The sequence below is a fragment of the Melioribacter sp. genome (assembly GCF_049325435.1).
Taxonomy (GTDB): domain Bacteria; phylum Bacteroidota; class Ignavibacteria; order Ignavibacteriales; family Melioribacteraceae; genus Melioribacter; species Melioribacter roseus.
Genome location: NZ_JBMOLD010000001.1, coordinates 290172 through 312879 on the forward strand (window position 1 = coordinate 290172; position 22708 = coordinate 312879).

Below are 22708 nucleotides of genomic sequence, written 5' to 3' on the forward strand. Positions count from 1 at the left end.
ATCACCCCTATAATTAATATGCGCACGCCGAATAAAAATCCGGCGTGCGTTAATAATTATTTCATCAACATTAATTTTTTCGTCAATGTTATATTGTCTGTCTCCAGACGGTATACGTAAACTCCGCTGGGTAAATTCGAAGCGTCAAAAGTCACAGAATAATTACCAGCTTTCTGATTTCCTTCAAATAATGTTGCTATCTGTTGACCGAGCATGTTGAAAATCTTAATAGAAACGTATCCTTCTTTCGGAACCGAATATTCTATATTAGTGGTCGGGTTAAACGGATTGGGATAATTTTGTTTAAGCGAATATTCCGTCGGAATTTTCCCTGCAATTTCGCGCACGCTTACTGGATTCGGAGTGCCGTAGTTTAACCAGTTATTGATAATTTCCCATTCCTGGTCGCGTTGAGCTTCCCAAGCCGGTTTGACATCCGGGAACCAGTTCAAGTCGCCGAGCGGGAATCCGCCCATTGCAGCCGTTTTATATTTTTCGTTTGTATAAGCGAGATTTTCAGGCAGCGGCCATTCCTGATTAAAACCGGCGTCGGGTCTGTAAGACCAGTCGATATCCGCATTGTTACTCCATTTATAATTCATGAATGTAAGTAATGCTTCCTGATTTGTCGCCGGTTCAATAAACAGCGGATCTTCGCTATATATTGTTTCCCAATCCACATTCATTGTTTTAAACACTTTATTGCCTTCCGCATCCGTAGAATCGATAAAATCGATTTCGTCCTGTCCCAACATAGGAGAAGGATTATAGATTAAATCGGACTCTCTGTTACGTATTCTTTCTTTAGCTGAAGGAGCTTCGGTAAACCAATTTAGATAGAAATCCTGATACAAGTAAGCAATATGCCCGATATATAATTTTCTGTCGAAGTCCGTGAAGTCGACAGCAAAACCGAACGAATCGACGGGGGTCAAACCGTTGATTAAGCCGCCTCCGGGAGAATTACAAAGTCCGTTTTTGAAATCGTCGTATGTCATCCCGTCCGGACAAACGTCGACTGCCCTGTATCCGATCATCATGGGATTTACAAACAACGAGTTTGTAATGGCGGCATTTCTGAGCCATCCCGCGGATTGGAAAACCCATTCGACGGAATTCAGAAGCGTACAGTGGTTAATATAAACGTTGTCGCTGTATTCGTTTCCTTCCTGCATAATTATACGGCTCAGATTAGTAAAAGAACAATTTTCGAACATCAGCGTATCATAATGCCATCCGGAACTTTGATACGGGAACGATACGGCGCGGCCGTAGTATCTGAAGTGGTTATCGGAATTATTTCTCCAGTAAGAATTATAGAATTTACCCACGAAGTGGTCGGCTTTTACTGTAATAGCGCCGCCCGATTCTGCGCCAATACCGGCATAATCAAAAATACATCCGTCGAAGATGCCGATTTCCGGATCGTTCGCTTCGTCTTGATTCTCGAAAACAATCGAACCGCTGACTTTATTACCCAAAAAGTCGGCGTATCTTACCCAGATATTTTTCATCACGATATCGCCGTAGCTCTGAATAATATATGCTCTATCGATGCCTTCCTCCGTCCATACAATCTGAGGAGGAGCCGATTCTTGCGTATCGCCAGGTTTTGGCGCTACTATTTCGAGGTTTTGTCCGTGGTCCAGATAAATACTGCGGCTAAGAACATAAACCTCGTACGGGTTTAATTTGAAAACCGTATTGTTGATAGTACCGTCGTTAATAGCTTTCTCTATTGCATCATTCAATGTTCCGTATTGTCCGGTTTCATAGAAACCCGGAACAACTACGGTATCCTTTTGAGCAAATAGAGTAGTGCCAAACATCAACAAAAGTGAAAGTAATATTAATTTCTTCATAGCTACTCCTTTTTTATGAATAAGTTGATTAATATCTTAATCTGATTCCGAGATTAGCAGTCAAGCCGTAATTCTGGATATTTCTGAAACCTCCGGTCGATTTATGCAAAGACTGCGTATTTGCATTGTTCAGATTGCTGAAATCGAGGAACAATTCCGAATTCAGGAAAGGTAATTTCTGTCTTGCCGATAAATCGACTCTGAAATAATCGTCCGAGTAAGAATCGTTTTCGGGATATCTGCCTCCGTTTCCCGTTGCAATCTGGTCTTGATAAACAAACGAGAGTCTGATTGAAAAATCTTTGTAATCATAACCCAAATAAGCATTCAGTACATGATTTGGTTGATCCAATAATCGTCCGGCGGCAGAGCTGTCGACGAGTACCGGAATTCTTTGTCTGCCTTCCACTTTAACTTTCACATCGTAGAATGGATATCTGGTTTCCGAAGCAATACGCGCATAGTTAATTCCCAGAACCATGTTATTAAACGGCGACGGTAAATACCAGAAATTGTGTTGAAAGTCGAATTCAAGACCTTTTACGGTTGCATCGTAAGGATTGTTCAGCGGTCTGTAAACCATAGCGTTCGACTTTCCAGTTGTAGGATTAACAACGGGTGTAACTACGAGAGCGCCGTCCCGTACTATTTGATAACGCGGCAATGAGTCGATGCCGGCGCCTTCGGCTGCGTCTAGCTGGTAACTTGCATTGTAAACGAAGTTTTCGATTGTTTTATAGAATGCTCCGATCGAAAGCAAACCGATTTCATTTGTGTGGAACGTAAAACTGAGGTCGTGATTAAACGCTTGAGCAGGTTTAAGTTCCGGATTGCCTGTATAAATGGCATTATTCTGAGTAATTGTAAATTTGGGACTTATCAAATGATAATCCGGTCTGGATAAAGTTTGAGTATAAGCATAACGAATGTCGAGCCATTTTGTAGGCGAAAATTTGACTTGTCCCATCGGGAGTACGAATTCATTCGATTTATGGTCTGTCGTATCATACATTATCTGAGCCTGAGCATTGCGCATGTCTCTGGCATTATAGGCGAAGTATTCGGTTTTCACTTTTTCGTAACGAGCTCCGGCAATAACCATAAACTTCCAGAAGTTAACTTTGAACATACCGTAGGAAGCGTAATAATCTTCATTGTATCTGTAGTCGTTAGTCAACTGCTGGAAAGGACCGTCGTACCAGCCGCCCTGCGCGCCTGTGCTATATTGCTTATTGGAAGCGTCGAACTGAGGATTGCCGATAATGTAATCAAGAATTTGGGTTAACACGCTCGGATTGGCCACGTAATAGACCGATCCGTATTTATTATCCAGAAAAGGATCGTAGAGTTCATTGTCGTTGTTAATAAAAGACGTACCGACCAGCTCGCCTCTGTCGTTGGTTGAAATTCCGAACTGTTCTTTGATAGTTCTCATTAAATTGGATTGTATATCGTTATCGGTCGAATTTGCATTGCCGTTAAATCCGAGATAAGGCGCTTCCTGATCTGTTCTGTTATACTGATTATAAATTTGTCCGCCGAACTTGAAAAATCCGCTCAAAGTATTTCCGATGCCGAAGGGGATTTCAAAATCTGCTTTATACGAGAATTTTTCTTCGAGGTAATTGTTACTGAATAGATTAGCGCTTCTCAGAATAACTTCGTCGGAACCTCTGAATTTTGTAAGCAAGTATGTGAGGTCTTCCGGTTTAACGTTATCTCTTTTAACGCCGCTCTGGAGAGCGTCCGTTTGATTGAAATTAATAACGGGAGCTCTATCCAGCACATTGTTTGCCGAAGTGTAGTTCGCCGATAAATCCGCCGTCATAAATCCTAAATCGTAATCGAGCTTAATAGAATGCATACGCTGATCGACCGTATTGTCGCCCAATCTCAATTGCCATTCCATTCTACCGTTGTCGTAATTGATTGTCTGTCTGTTATCGGTATAATCGGAATTCAATCTTGCAAACATATTTACAAATTTTATCGAACCGCTCGGAAGATTATAATCCATAATTAAGTTGGCGCCGAAACGTTTTCTTGTTTCGATGTGACGATTGAATGTTACAGAAGTAACTTTTACGGGACGATATCCGGTAGTTGGGTCAATCTGCACTTCTTCCGCAGCCAGAGCATATCCCGCGTCCATATTATCTGCATTTCTATCATAAGATTCGGCATTTACCAAAGCATAAACGCCGAGTTTATCGTTGAAGAAACGGTTGCTTGCAGAAGCAACGGCTCTGAAATTTCCGAATGTTTTGCTTTTGGCAGTATAGCCTTGTTGATAGAGTAAATTCCAGTGCAAACCCGACGGAGCTTCTCTTAATTCCATATTGACAGTGCCGCCAATTGAATTTGCGTTCATATCGGGCGTTAAAGATTTATAAACGGCAATCATTCTGATCATATAAGGAGAAATCATTGTCAAGTCGACGCTGCGATCGTTATTCAAACCTCCGGTTGCCACATAGGGATCGGAAGTTATACCGATCGACGAACTTCCAGTTGCGGATAACTTAACGCCTTCGACTTCAATTGAATTGTATTTAGGCGAAAGACCGCGAATTACAACCTTGCTGTCCTCGCCAGAACTTTTTTGAGTCGAAATACCCGGCAGACGGCTCAATGCCGCAGCGGCGTTAAAGTCGGGCAATTCCTGGATTCTCGATTCCGATACTATATTTGCAATCTTATCGGATGTCAACTGTTGGTTAATAGCTTCGAGCTGTCCTTGAGCTTGAGCGGTAATAATTATATCCTGCCCTTCGATGGCAGTTATTTCAAGATAAAAATCCTGAGCAAGCGTTTTGCCTACAGGGATGTCCACAACGGCGCTGTCAGGTTCGTATCCGATATAAGAAACTATAATAGTATGACGCCCGGCGGGAATATTACGGATGACATATTCGCCGTCGAGATTACAAGCCGCGCCTAAAGTAGTTCCTTTAACGAGTACATTGGCGCCCGGTAGAGTTTCATTTGTTTCTTTGTCGTAAACCGTGCCTCTCAAACTACCTTTTCCCTGGGCATTGAGAGGAAGACTAATTGTAAGCATCAATAAAACCAGAGATATAAAAATTCTTTTTATTGGTACATCGAGGGTCATACCCGCCTCCTTGTTTATTTTATTATCAATTAGTTGCCATTTCATTTGCGCGTCTGCTCTGTAATTCTTCTTCTATTTTAGCCATCATTTTATTATTAAGTGGATATTTCACCATCAGAAGCGCGCCGATTACTCCCGCGATTGCAGGGTAAATCGTCATCAAAAGTTTAATGCCGGTAATTGCTTCCGCGTTTTGAACCTGATTAGCCACAAAACCGTAATAAGCCAGCAGCCACCCTACGATTGCTCCTCCTAATGTCAAACCGAGTTTAAGCGAGAATAACGAAGCCGCCATTATCAAGCCTGTGGCTCTTCTTTTGTTTACCCATTCCGAATAATCTGCCGTGTCCGTATATAACGCCCATTGTAACACAGATACCGGTCCGAAGAAAAATGACAGGAAGAGGTTCAGAAGGAATAACAAGATTATTGCATCCTGAGGCACAAAAAAGATAGCGGCGCTGAATATTGCGCTTCCCAGCAGAAAAAATGTGTAGGTATTCTTCTTATCGAATTTTTGAGCGAACCATTTTGTCAATATGGCGCCGATTATCGTTACAATCGTTCCTGAAAGCATAAATGAAGACGATAATACTTCATATGAAAGTTCGTAGGTGGCGCCGAATAAACTAATTTTCTGATCGAGGATATAATATTTGAAGTAATAAATAATTGTGGAATTTCTGACGACAATGAAAACCAATTGAAAAACCGTAGCCCCTGCAATCAGTATCCACGGTTTGTTGGAAATGAGGTCTTTCAAGTCCTGCTTGAAATCGCTCTTTTGTTCTTTAGGCGGATAAACCCGCTCTTTCGTAGTAATGAACGTCGTAAAGAACAATAGTATTGCGAGCATTGAAAGTATGCCCATAGTCCATTGCCAGCCCAACGCTTCGTTGTCGCCGCCGAAATATCTTACCAGCGCAAGAACCGAAGCCTGTACGATCAGCCCGCCTACAAAAGCAGCGACAAAACGAAAAGACGAAAGTTCCGTTCTTTCCATCGAATTAGGAGTAATTACCGCCATAAGAGCGGAATAAGGAACATTGATGGCAGTATAAGCCATCATCAACAAATTATAAGTAATGAATGCGTAAATCAATTTTCCGGTTGGATCAAAATCCGGCGTTGTAAAAGTAAGCACACCCAAGATTCCAAACGGAACCGAGACCCAGATCAAATAAGGTCTGAACTTACCCCAGCGTGTGTTTGTACGGTCGGCAATCGTACCCATTACCGGGTCGTTGACAGTATCCCAGATTCGGGTAATTAAAAACATAGTGCCTACAGTAGCGGCAGGCAATCCGTATACGTCCGTGTAGAAATACATCAAAAAGAGCATGAAAGTCTGGAAATAAAGATTCGAAGCGGTATCTCCCAGACTATACCCTATTTTCTCTTTTAAAGACAGATATTTCTTGTTGTTTTCCACAAGCTACCTCTTGAGTGATTTTATTACGGAAAGACTGTTTAATCGGCCTGGGTTTAAAACGGAAAAAGACATATTTATAAAATCGGGAGACATTCGGCAAGTTCCCTCCCCGTTGTATGTCCCCCCACAACAGTAATATAATACGAATCTATTTTTCATAATCGAGGTCCTTTCGCTCTCCGAATTAATTCGGACATAGCCAAGGACAAAACTCTATTTTATTTTTTCAATTTCATTTGACCGTTAAAATTGTTTTTATTAAATCCTCGTCGCGCGAAGAATTACCAACCATTATTTCGAATTCTCCCGGCTCGACCGTAAACTTCATATCGACATTTGTGAATGCGAGATGTTCGGGTAAAAGCTCAAACACAACCGTACTGGTTTGACCGGGGGCCAGAGTGATCTTCCGAAATCCTTTTAATTCTTTAACGGGCCTGGTAACCGAACTTACTTTATCTCGGATATAAAGTTGGACGACTTCCTCTCCGGCAATCGCGCCTTCATTCTTAACTTCAATCGACACACTCACCTTTTCGTCCGCCGATATTGTATCTTTGCTCAACCGCAAATTATCAAAGCTAAATTTCGTATAACTCAAACCGTAACCGAATGCAAACAACGGAGAAACGTCGTCAAAGAGATAACCTCTTCGGGCAGATGGTTTGTGACTGTAATGAGCGGGGATGTGCCCTGCAGACCTCGGAATTGAAACAGGCAATTTTCCGCTGGGATTATAATCGCCAAACAATACGTCTGCCACCGCCCTTCCAGTTTCCTGTCCGAGATACCAGCATTCCAAAATAGCGGGGACATTATCTTTAATAAACCCAATCGAATTCGGTCTGCCGTTAAAGAGGAGAACGACCACCGGTTTGCCCGTTTTCAAAATTTCTTCTACCAGTTTATTTTGCCTTCCGACCAATTCAAGAGACGGGCGGTCGCCAAGGTGCTTTTTATTCCATGCCTCGCGTGATGTCTGTTCGTTTCCCCCCAGAACCAGCACGGCGACATCGGATTTTTGAGCGACGGCAACCGCCTCGTTAATTAATTTCTCGTCTTCGGCAGGATCAGGCAATATTACTTCATCATCGTTCCAGGAACCTCCGACCGTAATTTTGCAACCTTCGCTGTAAAACACCTCGCCGTTTTTGCCGACTTTATCCTTGATACCCTGATAAACCGAAGTATAATATTTCGGCGTTCCATGGTATCCCCCCAGCAGCGTTCTGTCGGCATTTGGACCAATTACGGCTATTTTTTTGAAATCTTTTAACGGCAGAAGATTACCCTCGTTTTTCAGAAGAGTAATAGTTTCTCTTGCCGCCTGAAGCGCTAATTCTCTGTCCTGTTCAAGTTTGTTTTCAAATTGACCCGGCTCAGCTTCGACGTAGGGATTATCAAACAGACCGAGCTCGAATTTATATTTGAGCATCGGCAGGACGAGAGCGTCGATGTCCGATTCGTCCGCCAAACCGCCTTTAACCATTTCCGTTAAATTGGGATAGCAATCGGGATTGGGAAATTCGATATTTACGCCGGCTTCAAGTGCTAATTTTGCAGCTTCAACTTTGTTTGCGGCAACGCCGTGGCTAACCGTTTCTTCTTTGTGAAACAGTTCAGTAATGGCGTAATAATCCGAAACTACAAATCCTTTGAAATTCCATTCATCGCGTAAAACTTTTCTTAACAACCATTTATTAGCATGCGAAGGAATGCCGTCTATTTCATTATAGGAAGCCATAACGCTGATTACGCCGGCTTTATCGATTGCTTCTTTGAAAGGCATCAGGAAAGTATCTCTGAGAAAACGTTCGGAAAAATTTGCCGGAGCGCAGTTAGTGCCGGATTCAGGTTGACCGTGTGCGGCAAAATGTTTTAGTGTGGCTATGACTTTATTATTGTTATTTAGCGAACCGTCGCCCTGTAAACCTTTAACCGAGGCAATTCCCATTTGAGAAACCAGATAGGTGTCTTCCCCGAAAGTTTCTTCGACTCTACCCCAGCGCGGATCTCTTACAACATCGACGACGGGAGTCAGAGCCTGATGAGCGCCTCTTGAACGCGCGTCTTCGGCAATTGCAGAAAATATTTTTTCAATTAATTCGGGATTAAAAGTTGCAGCCAAACCAATCGGAACAGGATAGCTTGTAGCGTCTTTTGCCGCCAGACCGTGCAAACATTCTTCGTGAAAAATCACAGGGATGCCAAGGCGGGTTTCTTCCACAAAAAACTTCTGCAGTTTATTCGCAAATTCAACCATCTGATACGGATCCAAACCGCCGTTAGTATCGCTGAGACGAGCAATCTGACCGATTCCGTTTTTAAGATGCTCTCTTACTTTATCTATGCTGAAGTTTCCCTCGTCGTCGAAAAAGATTGTCTTTTTATCTTCCCAAATGCACAACATCTGCGCTACTTTTTCTTCGAGAGTCATTCTCTTTAATAAATCTTCGGCTCTTTCATCGGGGGATAAATCCGGGTTTTTGTAGTCGTATAAAACTTCCGATTCCGGTTTAGCGTTGCGAACTGATTTTTCCATTTCTTACTTCCTGTATTAGTAAAAAGTATAGTAAAACCTGCTGCACAAAAAAGAAAATCACCCTAAAAAAAATGGTTCAATTAATATAATCCCTTGACCATTGTTGTCTTATCATTTCAAACATAATTAAACCGTTTCAATATTACGAAGATTTATTTTAATTAGCAATAAAAGTAAACGAAAAAACTCAAAAAAAATTTTTTTATAAAATAAAAAAGCCAAGCCGCCGATCACCCAGGTTAGATACTTACCGTTGCTTCCTTCCGGACCTGGCGGAGTTGGGTATTAACCTGCCAATCAGGGCTTGGCTAAAATGGATTACAAATATATAAAATTATTCTTTATTAAGCATTCCTGATATTTCCTCGAAAACCCGTTCGGGCGTTACCAATTCCGAATCTAAATATTCGCATTTTTTCGGGTCGCCCGGACATTTATATTTGCAGTAATTTTCCTCTGGCAAAATTATTTTGTTATAATTTCCCAGGGGTCCCCACAGTTTAGGAGAACAAGCGGTCATCGGACAAAAGAGGGATACTGTTTTTACTTTTAATGCGGCGCATATGTGCATCGGACCAGTGCTCGCCGAAACAAGCAGATCGAGCGCGCTAAAATTGATTATAGAATTGCGCAGCGTGCTGTTTACATTCGGATAAACCACACTATCAATTCCGCTCAACGATTCAGGCGGTTCCAAATCGGTAACAGCTACTCTTATATTATCATCGCTCAGCAACAATTCAATTAATTTACGGTAGCGCTCGGCATTCCAATTTGGCGCTGATCCTCCGCTTGTCGAATTGATTCCAATCAAAAATTTTTTTCGATTCAATAATTCTTTACGACGTATTTCTGATATTTTTTTTTCTTCTTCGCTTAAATAAATCTCTGGAGTGTAATCGCTACTGTCGACGCCTATTTTACGCGCTAAATCGAGAGAATAATCGGCTTCGTGCCTTAGAGGATTATACTTATTCCTGTCGACATATCGCGCGAATGCGAGGAACTGATATAATTTATGGCCCACTCCAACTCTGCACGGAATACCCGCAAAGAACAACAAATAATTGATTCTTTCGTCCGGCAAAAGCATTAAAGCATGCGTAAAGCCGTATTTACGAATTGTTTTAACTGTTTTTAAGAAAGGATTATTTGCATCGTAAATTATTATTTCATCAATGAAGGGGTTGTTCAAATAAACGTCTTTTGCATATTCCCGCACCATTACTGCGACATAACCGTCGGGAAACTTTTTTTTAATTTCACGAGGCAGCGGAGTGGATAATACAACATCTCCGATCCTGTCGGGACGAACTATAAGAATCCTTTTATTTTTCTTTTTCATCGCCGAATAGTCTTCCGCGAACTCGTTCGTATTCTTTTTGCCAATTTAATTCTTCGGCAGCCTTCAGGCAATTATCCCTGTAATTAACAAGCCGCGAAGGATCGTCCAACCAACTGTTGATTATGTTTGCGACGGATTCTCCCTTTTCTATATCGACTATTTCTCCGACATTATACCGAGCGACAATCTTTCTCATCTGAGGCAGATTACTGGAGATAACGGGCAGCCCCGCCATTATATATTCGAACAATTTATTGGGCAAAGCATGGTAATAACTGACGCTAATGTTTTCTATTAAACAAAGTCCCGCGTCGGCGGCCGACGTATAATTAATTAAGTCCGACTGTTCAATAAAACCGCCCCAAACGATCTTATCATTCACGGAATATTCTTCGGCAAGTTTCTTAAAATATTCTTTCTTTTCTCCTTCGCCCAAAATCAACAACGTCACTCTTTCCAGGTCTGCCAGTTCTTTAATAAAATAACTTAATCCTCTGCCGTTCAATAACATTCCCTGATACAAAACAATCATGTTTCCTTTCGGTATGTTATACAATTTCCTGATGTCAATTTTTCTTTCCGGTTTTCTGTACAAAGGAATGTTCCTAATTACGATCGTATTGGAAATTCCGTAATAATTATGAAGGAATTCAGAATCGAGTTCGCCTGTGGTCAAGACAAGGTCGACTCGTTTGATAAAAAATTTTTCGATTAACCTTATAATTTTTTGCAGCGCCGGACGATTGGTCAATCCTCCTACGAACGGATAGAGCTCCCTGCTGTTGTAATAGATTTTTGATTTTCTTATCCGAGCCGCCCAATAGACAAAAGGCAATGTATAAATATCTTCGGCAAAATAGATATCCGCTTTTACTGCAAAAAGTCGGCTCAACAATTTAATTGCAAAGTCGAGATAGAACAGCAGACGGTTTTCGCCTCTGTGCAATTTATATACGACGGCGTCTTTTTCGATTATATCATTTGCAATTCCGAACCAGTCAAAGGAAATAATCTCTACATGATGCCCTTCTGACCTGAGGGAATCGGAAAGGTTAGTTATTCTCGAATCGTGTTTATAATTCCCCAGAAATGCGATGCATATTTTCATGTCGTCTAAAGTTTGATGTAGAGTGTATTTCTCATAATCGCTTTGGCGTCGAATTTTTCTTTGAATTCGATCAAACTCATACTCGGGGTCATCGGATTATCCGCTTTTGTATCCTGCGAAACGCCTATATCCACATATTTATAACCTCTTTCGGTGGCGTCTTTCACCACTTCGTACATCACTCTTTGAATCGGTTTCAAATGCGCAAATTCGTATTTCAGCATATTGTAAAAACAGAGAGCCACATTCTTATTGGGATAAAACATCAAAGAACCGCCGATTGGATTCTCGCCGTCGTAAACCATAAACAATTTCAAATAGTCGGGCAATAATTCTTTTAGGCGGCGCAAATCTCTAAGCGAATGCGTCGGCTTAACTCCGTGCCTGGCTTTATTTTCCAATAGAATCGGATAAAATTCCTCGTAATTGTCGTTTGCTTCCACTCGCAGTTTGAAATCCCGGAATGTTTTTCGGACGTTCCTTCGAATCGTAGGCGAAAATCTTTCGATTATATCCCGTTGAGGATCGAGTTTGATTGCGCTCGAAATGTAATGAAGCTTGTACGAAAAGCCCTGCCACAACATAGCATAGTCGAGACTTTGATTCGGATATTCTTCGTATATCATTGGAGCTGCGGTCAACATAAACTCTTTAATGCCGTTCTTTTTTCCGTAGTCAATCAAAGCTTCGACTATCTCCATAGCTTTTGAAAACGTAATATCTTTGGTAACAATCGAACCGTAACTTGCGCCGATGGGCGATTCGAACATACCGTCGATAATAGAACCTGGAAGAAGAGCGATAATATTCCCCTTGTCGAGAAAAATCAGATGGTCGAATTTGAATTTTCCCGGTTCGTGATAGTCGAGAAATTTTTGCATGTGGAACATTGTACCGTTATTTGACTCCAGTACGAATTTGTCCCATTCTTCTTTCCATTCTTCCGTATATCGGATAATTTCCATATGCAACCGTATTTTTTATCTGATAGAATATGATATACTAAAGGTGTGGGAATCACCCAGGCTGTACTCGTACGGCTGAAAAGCGTAGTCGAGACCGATATTGTTCCAATTGACGCCGAAACCGGCGGTAATTTTCTTCGAATAATACCCCGACATATAACCCGCTCTCAGAAAGAGCGCGCCCGAGTAATCGATTTCAAAACCGCCGTGCAGATGTAAATTATCTCCGTTAAAATATTTCTGAGCGCCCGCGGTTATAAGCAGATTAACTTTGTTAAGAATAAATTTATACGAAACGCCCGTTCTTATCTCGGATGGCAAATCGGAGGCTTGGTACCTGAGATTATTCATTTTACCGAGATTTCTGACAGAGAGTCCCAGCAACAGATTTTCCGTAAGACCGGAGTACGAGAGGCCCATATCGTAAGCGATGCCGGAAGCGTCGTCGGTATAAAGATTTTCATAAATAAATTTCACAGTAGCGCCTGCGAAGAACGAGTCGTATAATTTTCCCGAGAATGAAATGCCGCCGTAAAAATAATTGGCGTTGAATGTAGCTTCCGGTTCGCCCGGCTTAGTTCTTATTTCTATATTGTCGATTGTAGTCGAGGCTAATGTAAGCCCGAGAGGTATGCCCCATAATTCCAATCTGGCCAAAAAATTGCGCGTGCCAATATCATTAAATCTCGTATTGTGCGTAAACGAAAAAGCGGTGGAATTATCGAGACTGAGTAAAGAAGGGTTATAGACAAAATCATATATATCGGTTTGGGCGACGCCAAGTTCTCCCATACTAATGATTCTGGAGCCTGTGCCGTTTTTAAGGATCGACATCCCTGTCGATTGGGAAGACTGTCCTTCTATAATTCCCCATGCTACGAATAAAATCAAAATTATTTTTTTCATATCAGAAAAGTAGATTAATTCCTATAATATGTTGATCAGAAGTCGAGTACGGCTCGACTACAAAAGCATAGTTGATACCAAGATTCAAATTTTTCATACCGTAAAGATAAGAAAAACCTAATGAAGGACGCACGGGTATGTCGTCTTCGGACAATTCAAATCTGTCGAGTCCTCCGCGCAAGTACAAATTTTCGATCGGCTGATATTCTATGCCGCCCCGCAGAATGTTCGAATTAGCATTGCTGCCCTGCCATTCGACTGCAAGGAGAAGTTGAGGATCGTCAAATTTGTAAGAGAGTCCTACTTTTTTAATAAGCGGAAATTTGTCGGTGGTATTTCTTCCGTTCTGTCCGTAAATATTCGACGAATCCCATTTATATGAAGAATTCAAATCCGAAACAACAAACGACAGATTCATTGATTTTGTTAATGAATAGATTGCACCGATGTCAATACCGACCGACGTTGCGGTCATGTTTTCATACAGGCTGTAATAGTAAAACTTAAAGGCAACTCCCACGGCCAATTTTCCGGAAAACCTGTTGGCGAGAGCCACGAAAAACTGATTTTCAGACGTCGATACGCTCTTGAATTTTTCGCCTGCATCGTCCCTTACTTCAATGCCCGAAACTCCGGCATTAATCAGTCCGACGCTAAGTCCCGCGTAAGATCTGAACGTTTCCCGTCCGTCGGGAGAGACGGTTTTACCCAAACCGAATTTTTTTGTAAAGCCGATAAAATTTAGCGAACGGTCGAGTGAAAGAATTGAATAAGAAGCCTGGAATAAACTGTTTTCCTGATAAACCGAAACGGCGGGATTATAATATGCGCTTAGATTCCCCGCAGTTACCGAAGACATTGCATTGCCCATACCCATGCCTCTTGCGCCGAAGCCGAGCCGGCTGAAGCTCCCCGCCGTACTGTTAATACGCGAGAATTGACCGTAAACGCTGGCGGCAAGAAAAAATATTATTATTAGGATTAAGTTATTTCTTTTCATTTTTCTCTCTTAAATTTTTATCTGAGCACCATTATTTTTCCAAAGAGAGGCTCGCCGTCGCCTCCTTTGTCGATCCTGTAAAAGTAGACTCCGTTTGGTACAAAGTTCCCCGCTTCATCCCTGCCGTTCCAAACTTCGAACTGGTCGCCCTGCAAATTTCTTGGGGCGTTTTGAATTATGGTTTTTACCAAATTCATTCCGAAATCAAATACGCGAATTGTTACCTCAGCCGGTTTGTTTAAATTGTATTTTATTCTTACAATTTCGTTATCCGGAGAAAAAGGGTTCGGGAAAGCATACGTCGAATTATCGGACTCGAGCTTTTGCGACGCAATGAAAACCTTCCAGTTGCCGCCCCAATTATTGTCTGTGTCATTGTACTTGATTAATCCGTCCAAAGAACCGATCCACACGTCCGTATTGTTATTTTTCTGATAAACATTAACGCATCGGAAACGTCGGGTAATATAATTTGTTCCGACTCCGGTATTGCTGTCGTATATTCTGGGCGCAGCAATCCAGTTATTGAGCCGGTCGTCCGATCTGAACAATCCGTCTTCCGTGGCAGCGAATACATCGTAAGAACCGTTATTATAATATTTGAAATCGATGCCCAGCACTTTCTGGTCAACGAGATAAGTTTCCCAATTTTTTTCTCCGTCGAACGAAACGCTCAGTCCGTAATATTCGCTGCTCCCTTCGGCTCGCCAAGTTGCAGCCCAGATAGAATTGTCCGCCCTATTATGCGCCAGTTCCAGAATAAAATTGCCGCTGATGGGTTTACTCTGGTTAGTATGATTAAATTTTGTCCAGCTTACGCCGCCGTCGACGCTTTTATTTATACCTCCGGCGGTTCCCACATAGATTGTAGAATCGTCCAAGGCAAGCAAAGAAAAAACTCGGTGATTCAGGTACGACTCGCTGCCAAATTTACCCGCTACGGGTTGCAGTGAAAAATTAAGTTGGTCGGATGGTTTAATCGAATCGAGATAGTCCGGCGGGAGTACAACCCGCTTCCAAGTTTTTCCCATATCATCGGATTTGCGCAGACCGCCGGCAAAACAAGCAATCCAGACGGTCTCTCCCGTAAAAGCGATATCGTAGACAAAATTATTATGACCTACGGTTACGGGCAAGGCTCTCAAATTATTAATTCCGTAAGTAACGGACGAATCGCCCGGATCATCCACCGGTTGTTCAACGGTTACCCAGGTTTTTCCGCCGTCCCGAGAATAACGGAGTCCGGTACCGAAGGGCACCGACGAGCCGGCGGCGTTTTCAAGATGCCATGTAGCCGCCCAAATTGTGCCGTTATGATATGCAATGGCTGAAATTCCTTCTTCGCCGAAAGCTTCGTGGCGGTAGTAATTGATCCAAGTTTGTCCGTAATCTTCCGATTTACTCAGTCCCTTCGAAGTAGCCAGCCAGATCGTATCGTTAACAATTAAAATCTTTTCCACTTCATTGCTGCCTTGAGCTTGCGACGCGCCATTCTCAAGTTTATATGTATACGAAAATTGCTGCGCCGGGGTTAATCCTTGCAGGGATAACATAAAGAATAATAATAACCCCACAAAACTTCTTATTGCTCCTTGATTAATAAACATTTTACATTCCTTTTACTTAATTAAGAATGAAATCGAATTCAACAGGATTACTTACAGCTCCCGCTCTATCGCGTGCGCCGAATATAAAACGCCATTGTCCCGACGGTTGTCCTTCAGGGAATGTTAGGAAGACCGTATAAACGCCGTCGTCTGCAGTTATATCCCCGTTTATACTGCTGTTTCCATCGTCGAACATCGGAAACTTCGTGATGCCTTGACTGTTTTGCACTTGTGTTCCGTCGGGTCGATATAATTCATAATAAACTTCCGTAATGTCGTTCAAACCATTGGAGTCGGAAACCCTTACGGATAACGTTATGCGTTGATTTACATTACCGGATGACGGAGCCATAATTTCTATAATTTCAGGCGGATAATTTTCGCTTTCGTTGGAATAATCGAGATAGTGAGAAAAAACCTTTCGAGTTTCCGAAGAGGGATCATTTTTTTCCAGAACAAAACCTTCAATCACATATTTACCCGACGGGAATTGTTTGCTCATCGGCAATAATGCCGAATAGATATTGTCGCCTGCCCGGTTGTCGCCGGAATTGGAGAGGTCGCCGTCGTCTTTAAGCGGCAATTGATCGATGAATGCTTCCGATCCGTCGGATAGTCTTAGTCTGATCCAGAAATCCAGAACATTCTCCGAATTGTCAATTTCCACCTGGAATTTGTAAAGCGAATCGACCTGCGAGTAGGAAAACTGCCCGGAAGCAATTATTTTTTTAACAATTAAGTTAACCTGTGAGGTATCAATTACTCCGGAAGGTAGTTCTTCATTACAAGCGACGAATAAAGTCAATAATGAAACTACAAAGAGATGCCGTTTAAAACGAAAGAAAGAAAAGATCATAGAAATTACCTCTTAAGTATCTGTTCGCAAAATTTAGAGTAACAGTTTTTCTATAACCTTTTCTCTCTCTTTTGGTGGCAATTATATTATAATGTTAATTAAAAGTCAAGTATGTTTAAAAATTAATAATAAATGGCGTAGGAGAAAAAGACAATATGAAAATCAAAATCGCAATATATCCGAGTATCATTCTGCCTTTGCCGAGTTTAGTAAAATAAGGAACGGGCGGGTGTTTAACTTTTATAATAAAATAAAGTATCATTGCCCAGAAAAGCCAGCCTGACCACCCGCTATTCAGATTAAGCGCAAGCGCCGAATCGACAACTCCAAGTACGCCGAATATAACCAGCAATGACATTGATATGCTGGCGACGGCTTCGTGAATTTTAGAACCGAACATCGAATAAATGATATGCCCGCCGTCGAGCTGCCCTACCGGAATCAGATTCATTGCAGTTACAAACAGACCGAACCATCCAACGCACAAATAAGGATAATGATAAATTTCGCTCATCGGAGGGATAAAATCCCCCGGCTTCGTAAATATCGTTTGAAGCAATTCAAAAAGCAGAGTCGACCCGAATTCAAGATTAACTGCGCCTTTACCGTAATCGGGCGAGAAATAATCGGGGTGTATTGATAATATATAATCAACCGGAGGCAAATGCGTATATCCGTAGATCAATACAATCAAACAAGCGACAAAACCCGCAAGAGGTCCCGCTACTCCAATGTCAAACATCGACTTATTATCGGGTATGGGCGACTTTGTTTTGATTACTGCGCCCATCGTACCGAAATTGAAAAATCCGGGTATAGGAGGAAACGGAATAAAATAAGGCAAGGTCGCTTTAACCCCGTGATAGACTGAAGCGAAATAGTGACCGAACTCGTGCGACGCCAAAATAAAAAGTATAGATGCCGCATATGGCAACCCTTTCCATATTTCGGTCATCTCGTAAGGTCCCATCGAACCGGTCGTCCATTCCATACCGGCTATTAGAGTCGTCAAAAAAGTGATTACGAATAATCCGATATGAATCAGATAATTATTTTTTTCTTTTTTAGTATAGCTCGATTCGTAAACGTCGTAGATCTCTTCTTCCATTTTATAAATCCAGGTTAAATCCTATTGAAAAATAATTGTCCTTTCTATCAAAGTATTCTCCGTGGAAATTATTTCCCGAGAAATAATTCACATATAAACTTACGCCTCTGCCGTTGCTTTTTCCGAACTTCAATCCCGCCATTAAATTGTGCGTCGCCGTGTATTTTTCTACATGTTGCAATCTGATGTCATAGGCAATAAACGGATATAAATTTGTTTTAAAAAAACCGTCGTAAAAATAATCGAATCCGAACTGATAAATATCTTTTCCAATATATTCCGGGTCTACGTGAAAGAGATAAGTAAATCCGGCGTATACTCTCCAGGATTTAATTTGATAGAACGGAATTAATTCGACAAATTCCCTGCTGTAAACGCGGGGTTTATTACCATCGCGCCAATCATTTGTTTCCCAATCGAAGTGGCCGTCCACAAAATGGGCGCTGATGTGGCTGAGCCGGAAACGGAGTCCGTAGCTGTCGAATCCCTTGCGAACTTTCCAGGAGGCGTTTAATCCGAAAAGATAATCGACTGCGTCTACGGGAAAATGAAAATCGGATTCGCTTCGTAAAAGAGTGTAGGTAAACAGGTCGGCGCCGACTGAAAATTTTTCGTCCCCGCTTCCCCATCTTATTATATCTACGGAATTGCCGATATCGAGGCGCAATTCGTTGTTGGACGTATGAAAGAGAAAACCGAGTTTCGCCTCCAGAATGTTTGCCGTAAAAGGCTGAACGTTAAGTTCGGACGGAAACAATTGGAAACTACCTTGCGCTTTTAATGAAACATTAATAATTAATAGAACGACGGGAATAAATTTTTTCATGTTTTATCCGGATTTATTATCAATATGTTCTGCCTTTCCATTTAATTTTTCTGTTGGGCAATACAATAAAGGGCAGCAATACCACGTATAGAGTAAGATAGATTTCAAAAGCCAGAAAGTGAATAAATTTTAGCTTTAGTTTCAGTTTTTTGTATACAGGGTAAATAAAAAAGTAGTCGGCGGCAAGCTTAAAGAAAATCAGATACAATACGTTAACCGAGAAGAAAAAAGGCGATAACAAAATTAATGCATGGGTCAAATATCCCCATACAAAGACCAGGTAACCGATTAAATCGCTTTCCATGCCACCCACGCCCCACCTTTTTTTCTGCCAGTAAATCGATTTCCAGTCGGACAAAGGATTCGACACGACCAGAGCTCCCGGGTCGAGCGGATATTTAATTTTGTATTTCTTCAGTTTGTCAATCTCCCGCAATAAGTTGAAGTCCTCAGTAATAGAAAAAGGAATGCCTTCGTAACCGCCGACGTCGAGATATGCCTGTTTACGGTACGACATATTATTCCCGATACAACTTAAAGGTTTACCCAGGTTTTGCGCGCCTGCCGCCATCGTAAGAAGATAGACAAAATCGACAGCCTGCATCCCCTCAAAAACCGTTTTATCCGTCTGAGTTGTAATCCCGCCTACAAATCCCGTGTCTTCGTCATAATACCTTACGATAGTTTCCGCCCATGCGGGCGACACTTTGCAATCGGCGTCTGTAGTAAGAATAATTTCCCCTTTTGCAATTTTAACGCCGTTAGCCAGGGCGTTCGTTTTACCTTTGAGGTGCCCTATCTGTTCCGCCGGAACAATGGACTTGAACTTATTTTTGCCTTTTATAAAATTTTCGACGAGATTTCCTGTACTGTCAGTCGAATGATCGTTAACGATTATAATTTCAATTTTATCTTCCGGGTAGATTAATTTGTCGAGCGCTTCCAGACACGGAAGAATATTCTCTTCTTCGTTTCTCGCCGCTACAATTACCGATATTGCAGGCAGCACGCCGTTACTTTTTTGATATACCTTACGCGCTCCTATTGTAAAGATTACCAATTCGGCAAAATAGAACGACAGCGATATTAGGAATATTATTTCGAACATATTTTGTTAAATTTTGATATCAAATATAATCCGAATATTTCTCTATTGAAAATTATTCTAAAAACCGGAATCTATTATGAAAGAAAATCCGCGTCCTTTAAAAAGATTCGGCCAAAATTACCTGAAGGACAAAAATATAATTGAAAAAATTATCGAAGAATTCGGGGTCAAAGAAGGCGATAAAATTATAGAAATCGGTCCTGGGCGGGGAGCCTTAACCGAAATTCTATACCAGAGAACAGACGACCTGACGCTTGTAGAAATCGACAAAAGGGTAATTGAGACGTTGAAAGAAAACTTCCCGAATGCAAAAATTATCAATCGGGATTTTTTGAAATTAAATTTGAGCGAACTAAGCGCGCCTGACAATAAACTTAGGGTAATAGGCAATATCCCATATAATATCACATCGCCGATTCTATTTAAATTAATAGAAGAAAGAGAATCAGTATCCGACGCGCTGCTGATGGTTCAGTACGAAGTTGCGAAACGAATCACTTCTACCCCAGGCACTAAAGATTACGGAATCCTAAGCGTAATCATGAACTTTTTTACGGATGTAAAATTATGCTTTAAGATATCGCCGAATGTATTCTATCCAAAACCGAAAGTTCATTCCGCAATAATTAAAATTAAATTCAATAAAATAACAGCCGAAGATTTTGACGACAGATTGTTTATCGATATAGTTAAAGCCGCGTTCGGGAAAAGGAGAAAAACCTTGAGAAATTCTCTTGCAGGCAGCATGTTTAAGGGCATTGAATTTGGCGTTCTCGACGATCTTATCGCCAAGAGGGCTGAGGAGTTGTCGATTGAAGAATTTTTGAAACTCTATAATTTTATTCAGAACGCCAAACCTGCGTCCACGCGTTGAATGGTGTCGACAATAAGACTGAAATATCTGTCCAACGAACAATTGGAATCTTTTCTTAAATAGCAGTTCCCGTTTACCATTCTTGTTTTACACTCCGTACATACTTTTTCTTTTAATTCTTTATATAACAGATCCATATTCTCTCTATTGGCTGATTCATGAACAACGCTGATAATTCTGGGTAAAAATATTTCTACCGCGCATTTTTCGTTATCAGTCAAAGTGCAAAAACCGTCTTCGTCCGAATCCGCACAGATCGTACAGACTCTTTTCCTGATAGCGTTTATATATTTATCCATATTTTATTCCTATTTTTGTAAGTTAATTTAACGAGTGCCGGAGAGAAATGAAAGCGGATATCAAAAAGAAAGAAAAAGTCAAAAGAATATTCGATACGATTTCGCCGAAGTATGATTTTCTCAATCACTTTCTGAGCGCCGGTACGGATTACTATTGGAGAAGGAAAGCCATCGAGCTGAGCGCGATGAACGGTGAAAGTATATTGTTGGACATGGCTTGCGGCACGGGCGATTTTGCAATAACCGCCCGTAAGAAGGGAGTACAAACTATTTTCGGCGGCGATTTGTCCCTTAATATGCTTTCTCATTTCAAAGATAAATCTGAATGGATTAACGGCCGCCTGGTACAATGCACAGCCGAAGAGCTTCCCTTTAAGGAAAACACATTTACAAATATTACGGTGGCGTTCGGCGTGCGGAATTTTTATGATATACAAAAAGGATTCGACTCTTTCAAACGTGTATTAAAAGAGGGAGGAAAAGTAACGATACTCGAGTTCAGACTGCCGGCAAACAAGCTTATTCGTTCTATTTATCTGTTCTATTTTAACAAAATACTGCCGGCGCTTGGCAGAATAATTTCGCGCGATCCCGAAGCTTATCGTTATCTTCCTGAGTCGGTCGGCGAATTCGACCAGAAAATAGACCTCGTGAAACTTTTAAAAAATTCAGGATTTGACAACGTCGTAAAATATTCGCTCACTTTAGGGCTAGTGCAAGTAGTAATAGCTCAGAAATAATCACCCCTTTAATTTCAGTATTTTTTCCTTCAATTCGCTAAAGGCCATGGCGCGATGGCTGATTTTATTTTTTTCTTCGATTTCTAATTCGGCTAAAGTTTTATCGTATCCTTCCGGGATAAAAATCGGGTCGTATCCGAATCCGTGTTCACCCGCCGGGCTTTTAGTAATTACGCCTTTCAATTCACCGACCGATTCGAACAAATTTTTCCCGTCGTAAAAAACCGCATGGCAAACAAACCGGGCTTTGTGAGGTTCGGGTTTGTCTTCCAGTTCTTTTAATACTTTTTTATTATTATCGTCGAATGTACAATTTTCCCCGGCATACCTGGCGGAATAAACTCCTGGGCGTCCGTCGAGTTGCTCTATTTCAAGCCCTGAGTCGTCGGCAATAACCGGAACTTTATAGACGTCGTATATTGTCTTAGCTTTAAGAAAAGCGTTTTCTTTGAATGTTTCGCCCGTCTCTTCTATTTCGATATCATTTCCCAAATCATATAACGAATAGACTTGAAGCGAGTTGCCGTTCAAAATATTTTTTACTTCTTTACTTTTTCCCTGATTCTGGGTGGCGAAGATAATTTTCATGCTATTTTGTTTCTCCTTTTTTGTTTGCCGCAAAAATTTCATCCATTTTTTCGACTGCAAAACGAAGATGTGGAATAACTATAGAGCCTCCGACAATCAATGCGATATTGAATGTTTCGTATAATTCCTGCTCGGTGGCGCCTTCTTCAATCGACCTGTCGATATGATACAGTATACAATCGTTGCATCGCAGCGCCATCGAAGCAACAAGCCCCATTAATTCTTTTGTTTTAGGGTCGAGCGCTCCTTTGTAATATGCCTTATTGTCGAGCGCGAAAAATTTATTGAAATCTCTGAATCCCGAATTCAGAATTCTATCGTTCATTTTGCTTCGATATTTCTTAAAATCTTCTATGGAAGAACTCATAATTTCTCCGTTTTTGATTACAAAGATAATAATTATTGGAATTATCAGAGAAGGTATGAGGCG

Annotated in this window: 19 protein-coding genes and 1 other RNA gene; 2 read left to right on the plus strand and 18 right to left on the minus strand. The window is 41.3% G+C overall.

Going from position 1 to position 22708, the window contains the following annotated elements:
• Positions 1–56 precede the first annotated feature (56 nt).
• The 15 genes from ACOYVE_RS01205 to ACOYVE_RS01275 all read right to left on the minus strand — a co-directional run bounded on the left by ACOYVE_RS01205 (position 57) and on the right by ACOYVE_RS01275 (position 19777).
• Complete coding sequence (locus ACOYVE_RS01205; protein ID WP_014856741.1) at positions 57–1862, minus strand: T9SS type A sorting domain-containing protein; 1806 nt, start codon at positions 1860–1862, stop codon at positions 57–59.
• Between the two features lie 28 nt (positions 1863–1890).
• A complete protein-coding gene (locus tag ACOYVE_RS01210) occupies positions 1891–4974 on the minus strand; it encodes a carboxypeptidase-like regulatory domain-containing protein (RefSeq protein ID WP_422880568.1) in 3084 nt (1027 codons plus the stop codon).
• 25 nt (positions 4975–4999) lie between these two features.
• Positions 5000–6406 (minus strand): MFS transporter, encoded by a 1407-nt coding sequence (locus ACOYVE_RS01215; protein ID WP_014856739.1) that lies wholly within the window; start codon positions 6404–6406, stop codon positions 5000–5002.
• Between the two features lie 232 nt (positions 6407–6638).
• Positions 6639–8948 (minus strand): glycoside hydrolase family 3 N-terminal domain-containing protein, encoded by a 2310-nt coding sequence (locus ACOYVE_RS01220; protein ID WP_014856738.1) that lies wholly within the window; start codon positions 8946–8948, stop codon positions 6639–6641.
• A gap of 213 nt (positions 8949–9161) precedes the next feature.
• Positions 9162–9258, minus strand: an RNA gene (gene ffs / locus ACOYVE_RS01225) — signal recognition particle sRNA small type.
• Positions 9259–9282: 24 nt separating this feature from the next.
• Complete coding sequence (locus tag ACOYVE_RS01230; protein ID WP_014856737.1) at positions 9283–10293, minus strand: glycosyltransferase family 9 protein; 1011 nt, start codon at positions 10291–10293, stop codon at positions 9283–9285.
• A complete protein-coding gene (locus tag ACOYVE_RS01235; RefSeq protein WP_014856736.1) occupies positions 10277–11401 on the minus strand; it encodes a glycosyltransferase in 1125 nt (374 codons plus the stop codon). Before ACOYVE_RS01235 ends, ACOYVE_RS01230 begins: the two co-directional genes overlap by 17 nt.
• Positions 11402–11406: 5 nt before the next feature.
• Positions 11407–12366, minus strand: coding sequence for a GNAT family N-acetyltransferase (locus ACOYVE_RS01240; protein ID WP_014856735.1), 960 nt, complete (start codon positions 12364–12366; stop codon positions 11407–11409).
• Positions 12367–12381: 15 nt separating this feature from the next.
• Positions 12382–13272: a PorV/PorQ family protein gene (locus ACOYVE_RS01245; protein ID WP_422880570.1), complete on the minus strand. Its 891-nt coding sequence runs from the start codon at positions 13270–13272 to the stop codon at positions 12382–12384.
• A gap of 1 nt (position 13273) precedes the next feature.
• Entirely contained in the window at positions 13274–14272 is a 999-nt protein-coding gene (locus ACOYVE_RS01250; RefSeq protein WP_014856733.1) for a hypothetical protein, read from the minus strand.
• 17 nt (positions 14273–14289) lie between these two features.
• A complete protein-coding gene (locus tag ACOYVE_RS01255) occupies positions 14290–15825 on the minus strand; it encodes a sialidase family protein (RefSeq protein ID WP_157867393.1) in 1536 nt (511 codons plus the stop codon).
• Positions 15826–15895: 70 nt separating this feature from the next.
• On the minus strand, positions 15896–16735 hold the full coding sequence (locus tag ACOYVE_RS01260; RefSeq protein WP_014856731.1) for a hypothetical protein: 840 nt from the start codon (positions 16733–16735) through the stop codon (positions 15896–15898).
• Between the two features lie 115 nt (positions 16736–16850).
• On the minus strand, positions 16851–17843 hold the full coding sequence (locus ACOYVE_RS01265) for a site-2 protease family protein (RefSeq protein ID WP_422880571.1): 993 nt from the start codon (positions 17841–17843) through the stop codon (positions 16851–16853).
• Position 17844: 1 nt separating this feature from the next.
• Positions 17845–18669 (minus strand): DUF1207 domain-containing protein, encoded by an 825-nt coding sequence (locus ACOYVE_RS01270; protein ID WP_014856729.1) that lies wholly within the window; start codon positions 18667–18669, stop codon positions 17845–17847.
• 19 nt (positions 18670–18688) lie between these two features.
• Positions 18689–19777 (minus strand): glycosyltransferase, encoded by a 1089-nt coding sequence (locus ACOYVE_RS01275; RefSeq protein WP_422880572.1) that lies wholly within the window; start codon positions 19775–19777, stop codon positions 18689–18691.
• Positions 19778–19853: 76 nt separating this feature from the next.
• Between ACOYVE_RS01275 and rsmA the strand changes: the two genes are divergently transcribed.
• Positions 19854–20651, plus strand: a complete 798-nt coding sequence (gene rsmA / locus ACOYVE_RS01280; protein ID WP_014856727.1) for a 16S rRNA (adenine(1518)-N(6)/adenine(1519)-N(6))-dimethyltransferase RsmA — start codon at positions 19854–19856, stop codon at positions 20649–20651.
• Here the strand turns inward: rsmA and ACOYVE_RS01285 are convergent.
• Entirely contained in the window at positions 20621–20950 is a 330-nt protein-coding gene (locus ACOYVE_RS01285; protein ID WP_041356061.1) for a hypothetical protein, read from the minus strand. The two genes, rsmA and ACOYVE_RS01285, sit on opposite strands and share 31 nt — an antisense overlap.
• Before the next feature lie 47 nt (positions 20951–20997).
• Here ACOYVE_RS01285 and ubiE point away from each other — a divergent pair, with 47 nt between their 5' ends.
• Entirely contained in the window at positions 20998–21690 is a 693-nt protein-coding gene (gene ubiE, locus ACOYVE_RS01290) for a bifunctional demethylmenaquinone methyltransferase/2-methoxy-6-polyprenyl-1,4-benzoquinol methylase UbiE (protein ID WP_422880573.1), read from the plus strand.
• Here ubiE and rdgB read toward each other — a convergent pair whose 3' ends face one another.
• Both rdgB and ACOYVE_RS01300 read right to left on the minus strand, forming a co-directional pair.
• A complete protein-coding gene (gene rdgB, locus ACOYVE_RS01295; protein WP_422880574.1) occupies positions 21691–22278 on the minus strand; it encodes an RdgB/HAM1 family non-canonical purine NTP pyrophosphatase in 588 nt (195 codons plus the stop codon).
• Position 22279: 1 nt separating this feature from the next.
• Entirely contained in the window at positions 22280–22645 is a 366-nt protein-coding gene (locus tag ACOYVE_RS01300) for a carboxymuconolactone decarboxylase family protein (protein ID WP_014856724.1), read from the minus strand.
• Positions 22646–22708: the final 63 nt, after the last annotated feature.

What these genes read in the sequence shown, in the direction of transcription:
- ubiE (WP_422880573.1), top strand. Translation starts at nt 20,998, where the DNA reads ATGAAAGCGGATATCAAAAAGAAAGAAAAAGTCAAAAGAATATTCGAT.
- ACOYVE_RS01235 (WP_014856736.1), bottom strand. Translation starts at nt 11,401, where the DNA reads ATGAAAATATGCATCGCATTTCTGGGGAATTATAAACACGATTCGAGA.
- ACOYVE_RS01230 (WP_014856737.1), bottom strand. Translation starts at nt 10,293, where the DNA reads ATGAAAAAGAAAAATAAAAGGATTCTTATAGTTCGTCCCGACAGGATC.
- ACOYVE_RS01245 (WP_422880570.1), bottom strand. Translation starts at nt 13,272, where the DNA reads ATGAAAAAAATAATTTTGATTTTATTCGTAGCATGGGGAATTATAGAA.
- ACOYVE_RS01265 (WP_422880571.1), bottom strand. Translation starts at nt 17,843, where the DNA reads ATGGAAGAAGAGATCTACGACGTTTACGAATCGAGCTATACTAAAAAA.
- ACOYVE_RS01210 (WP_422880568.1), bottom strand. Translation starts at nt 4,974, where the DNA reads ATGACCCTCGATGTACCAATAAAAAGAATTTTTATATCTCTGGTTTTA.
- ACOYVE_RS01275 (WP_422880572.1), bottom strand. Translation starts at nt 19,777, where the DNA reads ATGTTCGAAATAATATTCCTAATATCGCTGTCGTTCTATTTTGCCGAA.
- ACOYVE_RS01250 (WP_014856733.1), bottom strand. Translation starts at nt 14,272, where the DNA reads ATGAAAAGAAATAACTTAATCCTAATAATAATATTTTTTCTTGCCGCC.
- ACOYVE_RS01255 (WP_157867393.1), bottom strand. Translation starts at nt 15,825, where the DNA reads ATGTTATCCCTGCAAGGATTAACCCCGGCGCAGCAATTTTCGTATACA.
- ACOYVE_RS01240 (WP_014856735.1), bottom strand. Translation starts at nt 12,366, where the DNA reads ATGGAAATTATCCGATATACGGAAGAATGGAAAGAAGAATGGGACAAA.
- ACOYVE_RS01270 (WP_014856729.1), bottom strand. Translation starts at nt 18,669, where the DNA reads ATGAAAAAATTTATTCCCGTCGTTCTATTAATTATTAATGTTTCATTA.
- ACOYVE_RS01205 (WP_014856741.1), bottom strand. Translation starts at nt 1,862, where the DNA reads ATGAAGAAATTAATATTACTTTCACTTTTGTTGATGTTTGGCACTACT.
- ACOYVE_RS01220 (WP_014856738.1), bottom strand. Translation starts at nt 8,948, where the DNA reads ATGGAAAAATCAGTTCGCAACGCTAAACCGGAATCGGAAGTTTTATAC.
- ACOYVE_RS01285 (WP_041356061.1), bottom strand. Translation starts at nt 20,950, where the DNA reads ATGGATAAATATATAAACGCTATCAGGAAAAGAGTCTGTACGATCTGT.
- rdgB (WP_422880574.1), bottom strand. Translation starts at nt 22,278, where the DNA reads ATGAAAATTATCTTCGCCACCCAGAATCAGGGAAAAAGTAAAGAAGTA.
- ACOYVE_RS01300 (WP_014856724.1), bottom strand. Translation starts at nt 22,645, where the DNA reads ATGAGTTCTTCCATAGAAGATTTTAAGAAATATCGAAGCAAAATGAAC.
- ACOYVE_RS01260 (WP_014856731.1), bottom strand. Translation starts at nt 16,735, where the DNA reads ATGATCTTTTCTTTCTTTCGTTTTAAACGGCATCTCTTTGTAGTTTCA.
- rsmA (WP_014856727.1), top strand. Translation starts at nt 19,854, where the DNA reads ATGAAAGAAAATCCGCGTCCTTTAAAAAGATTCGGCCAAAATTACCTG.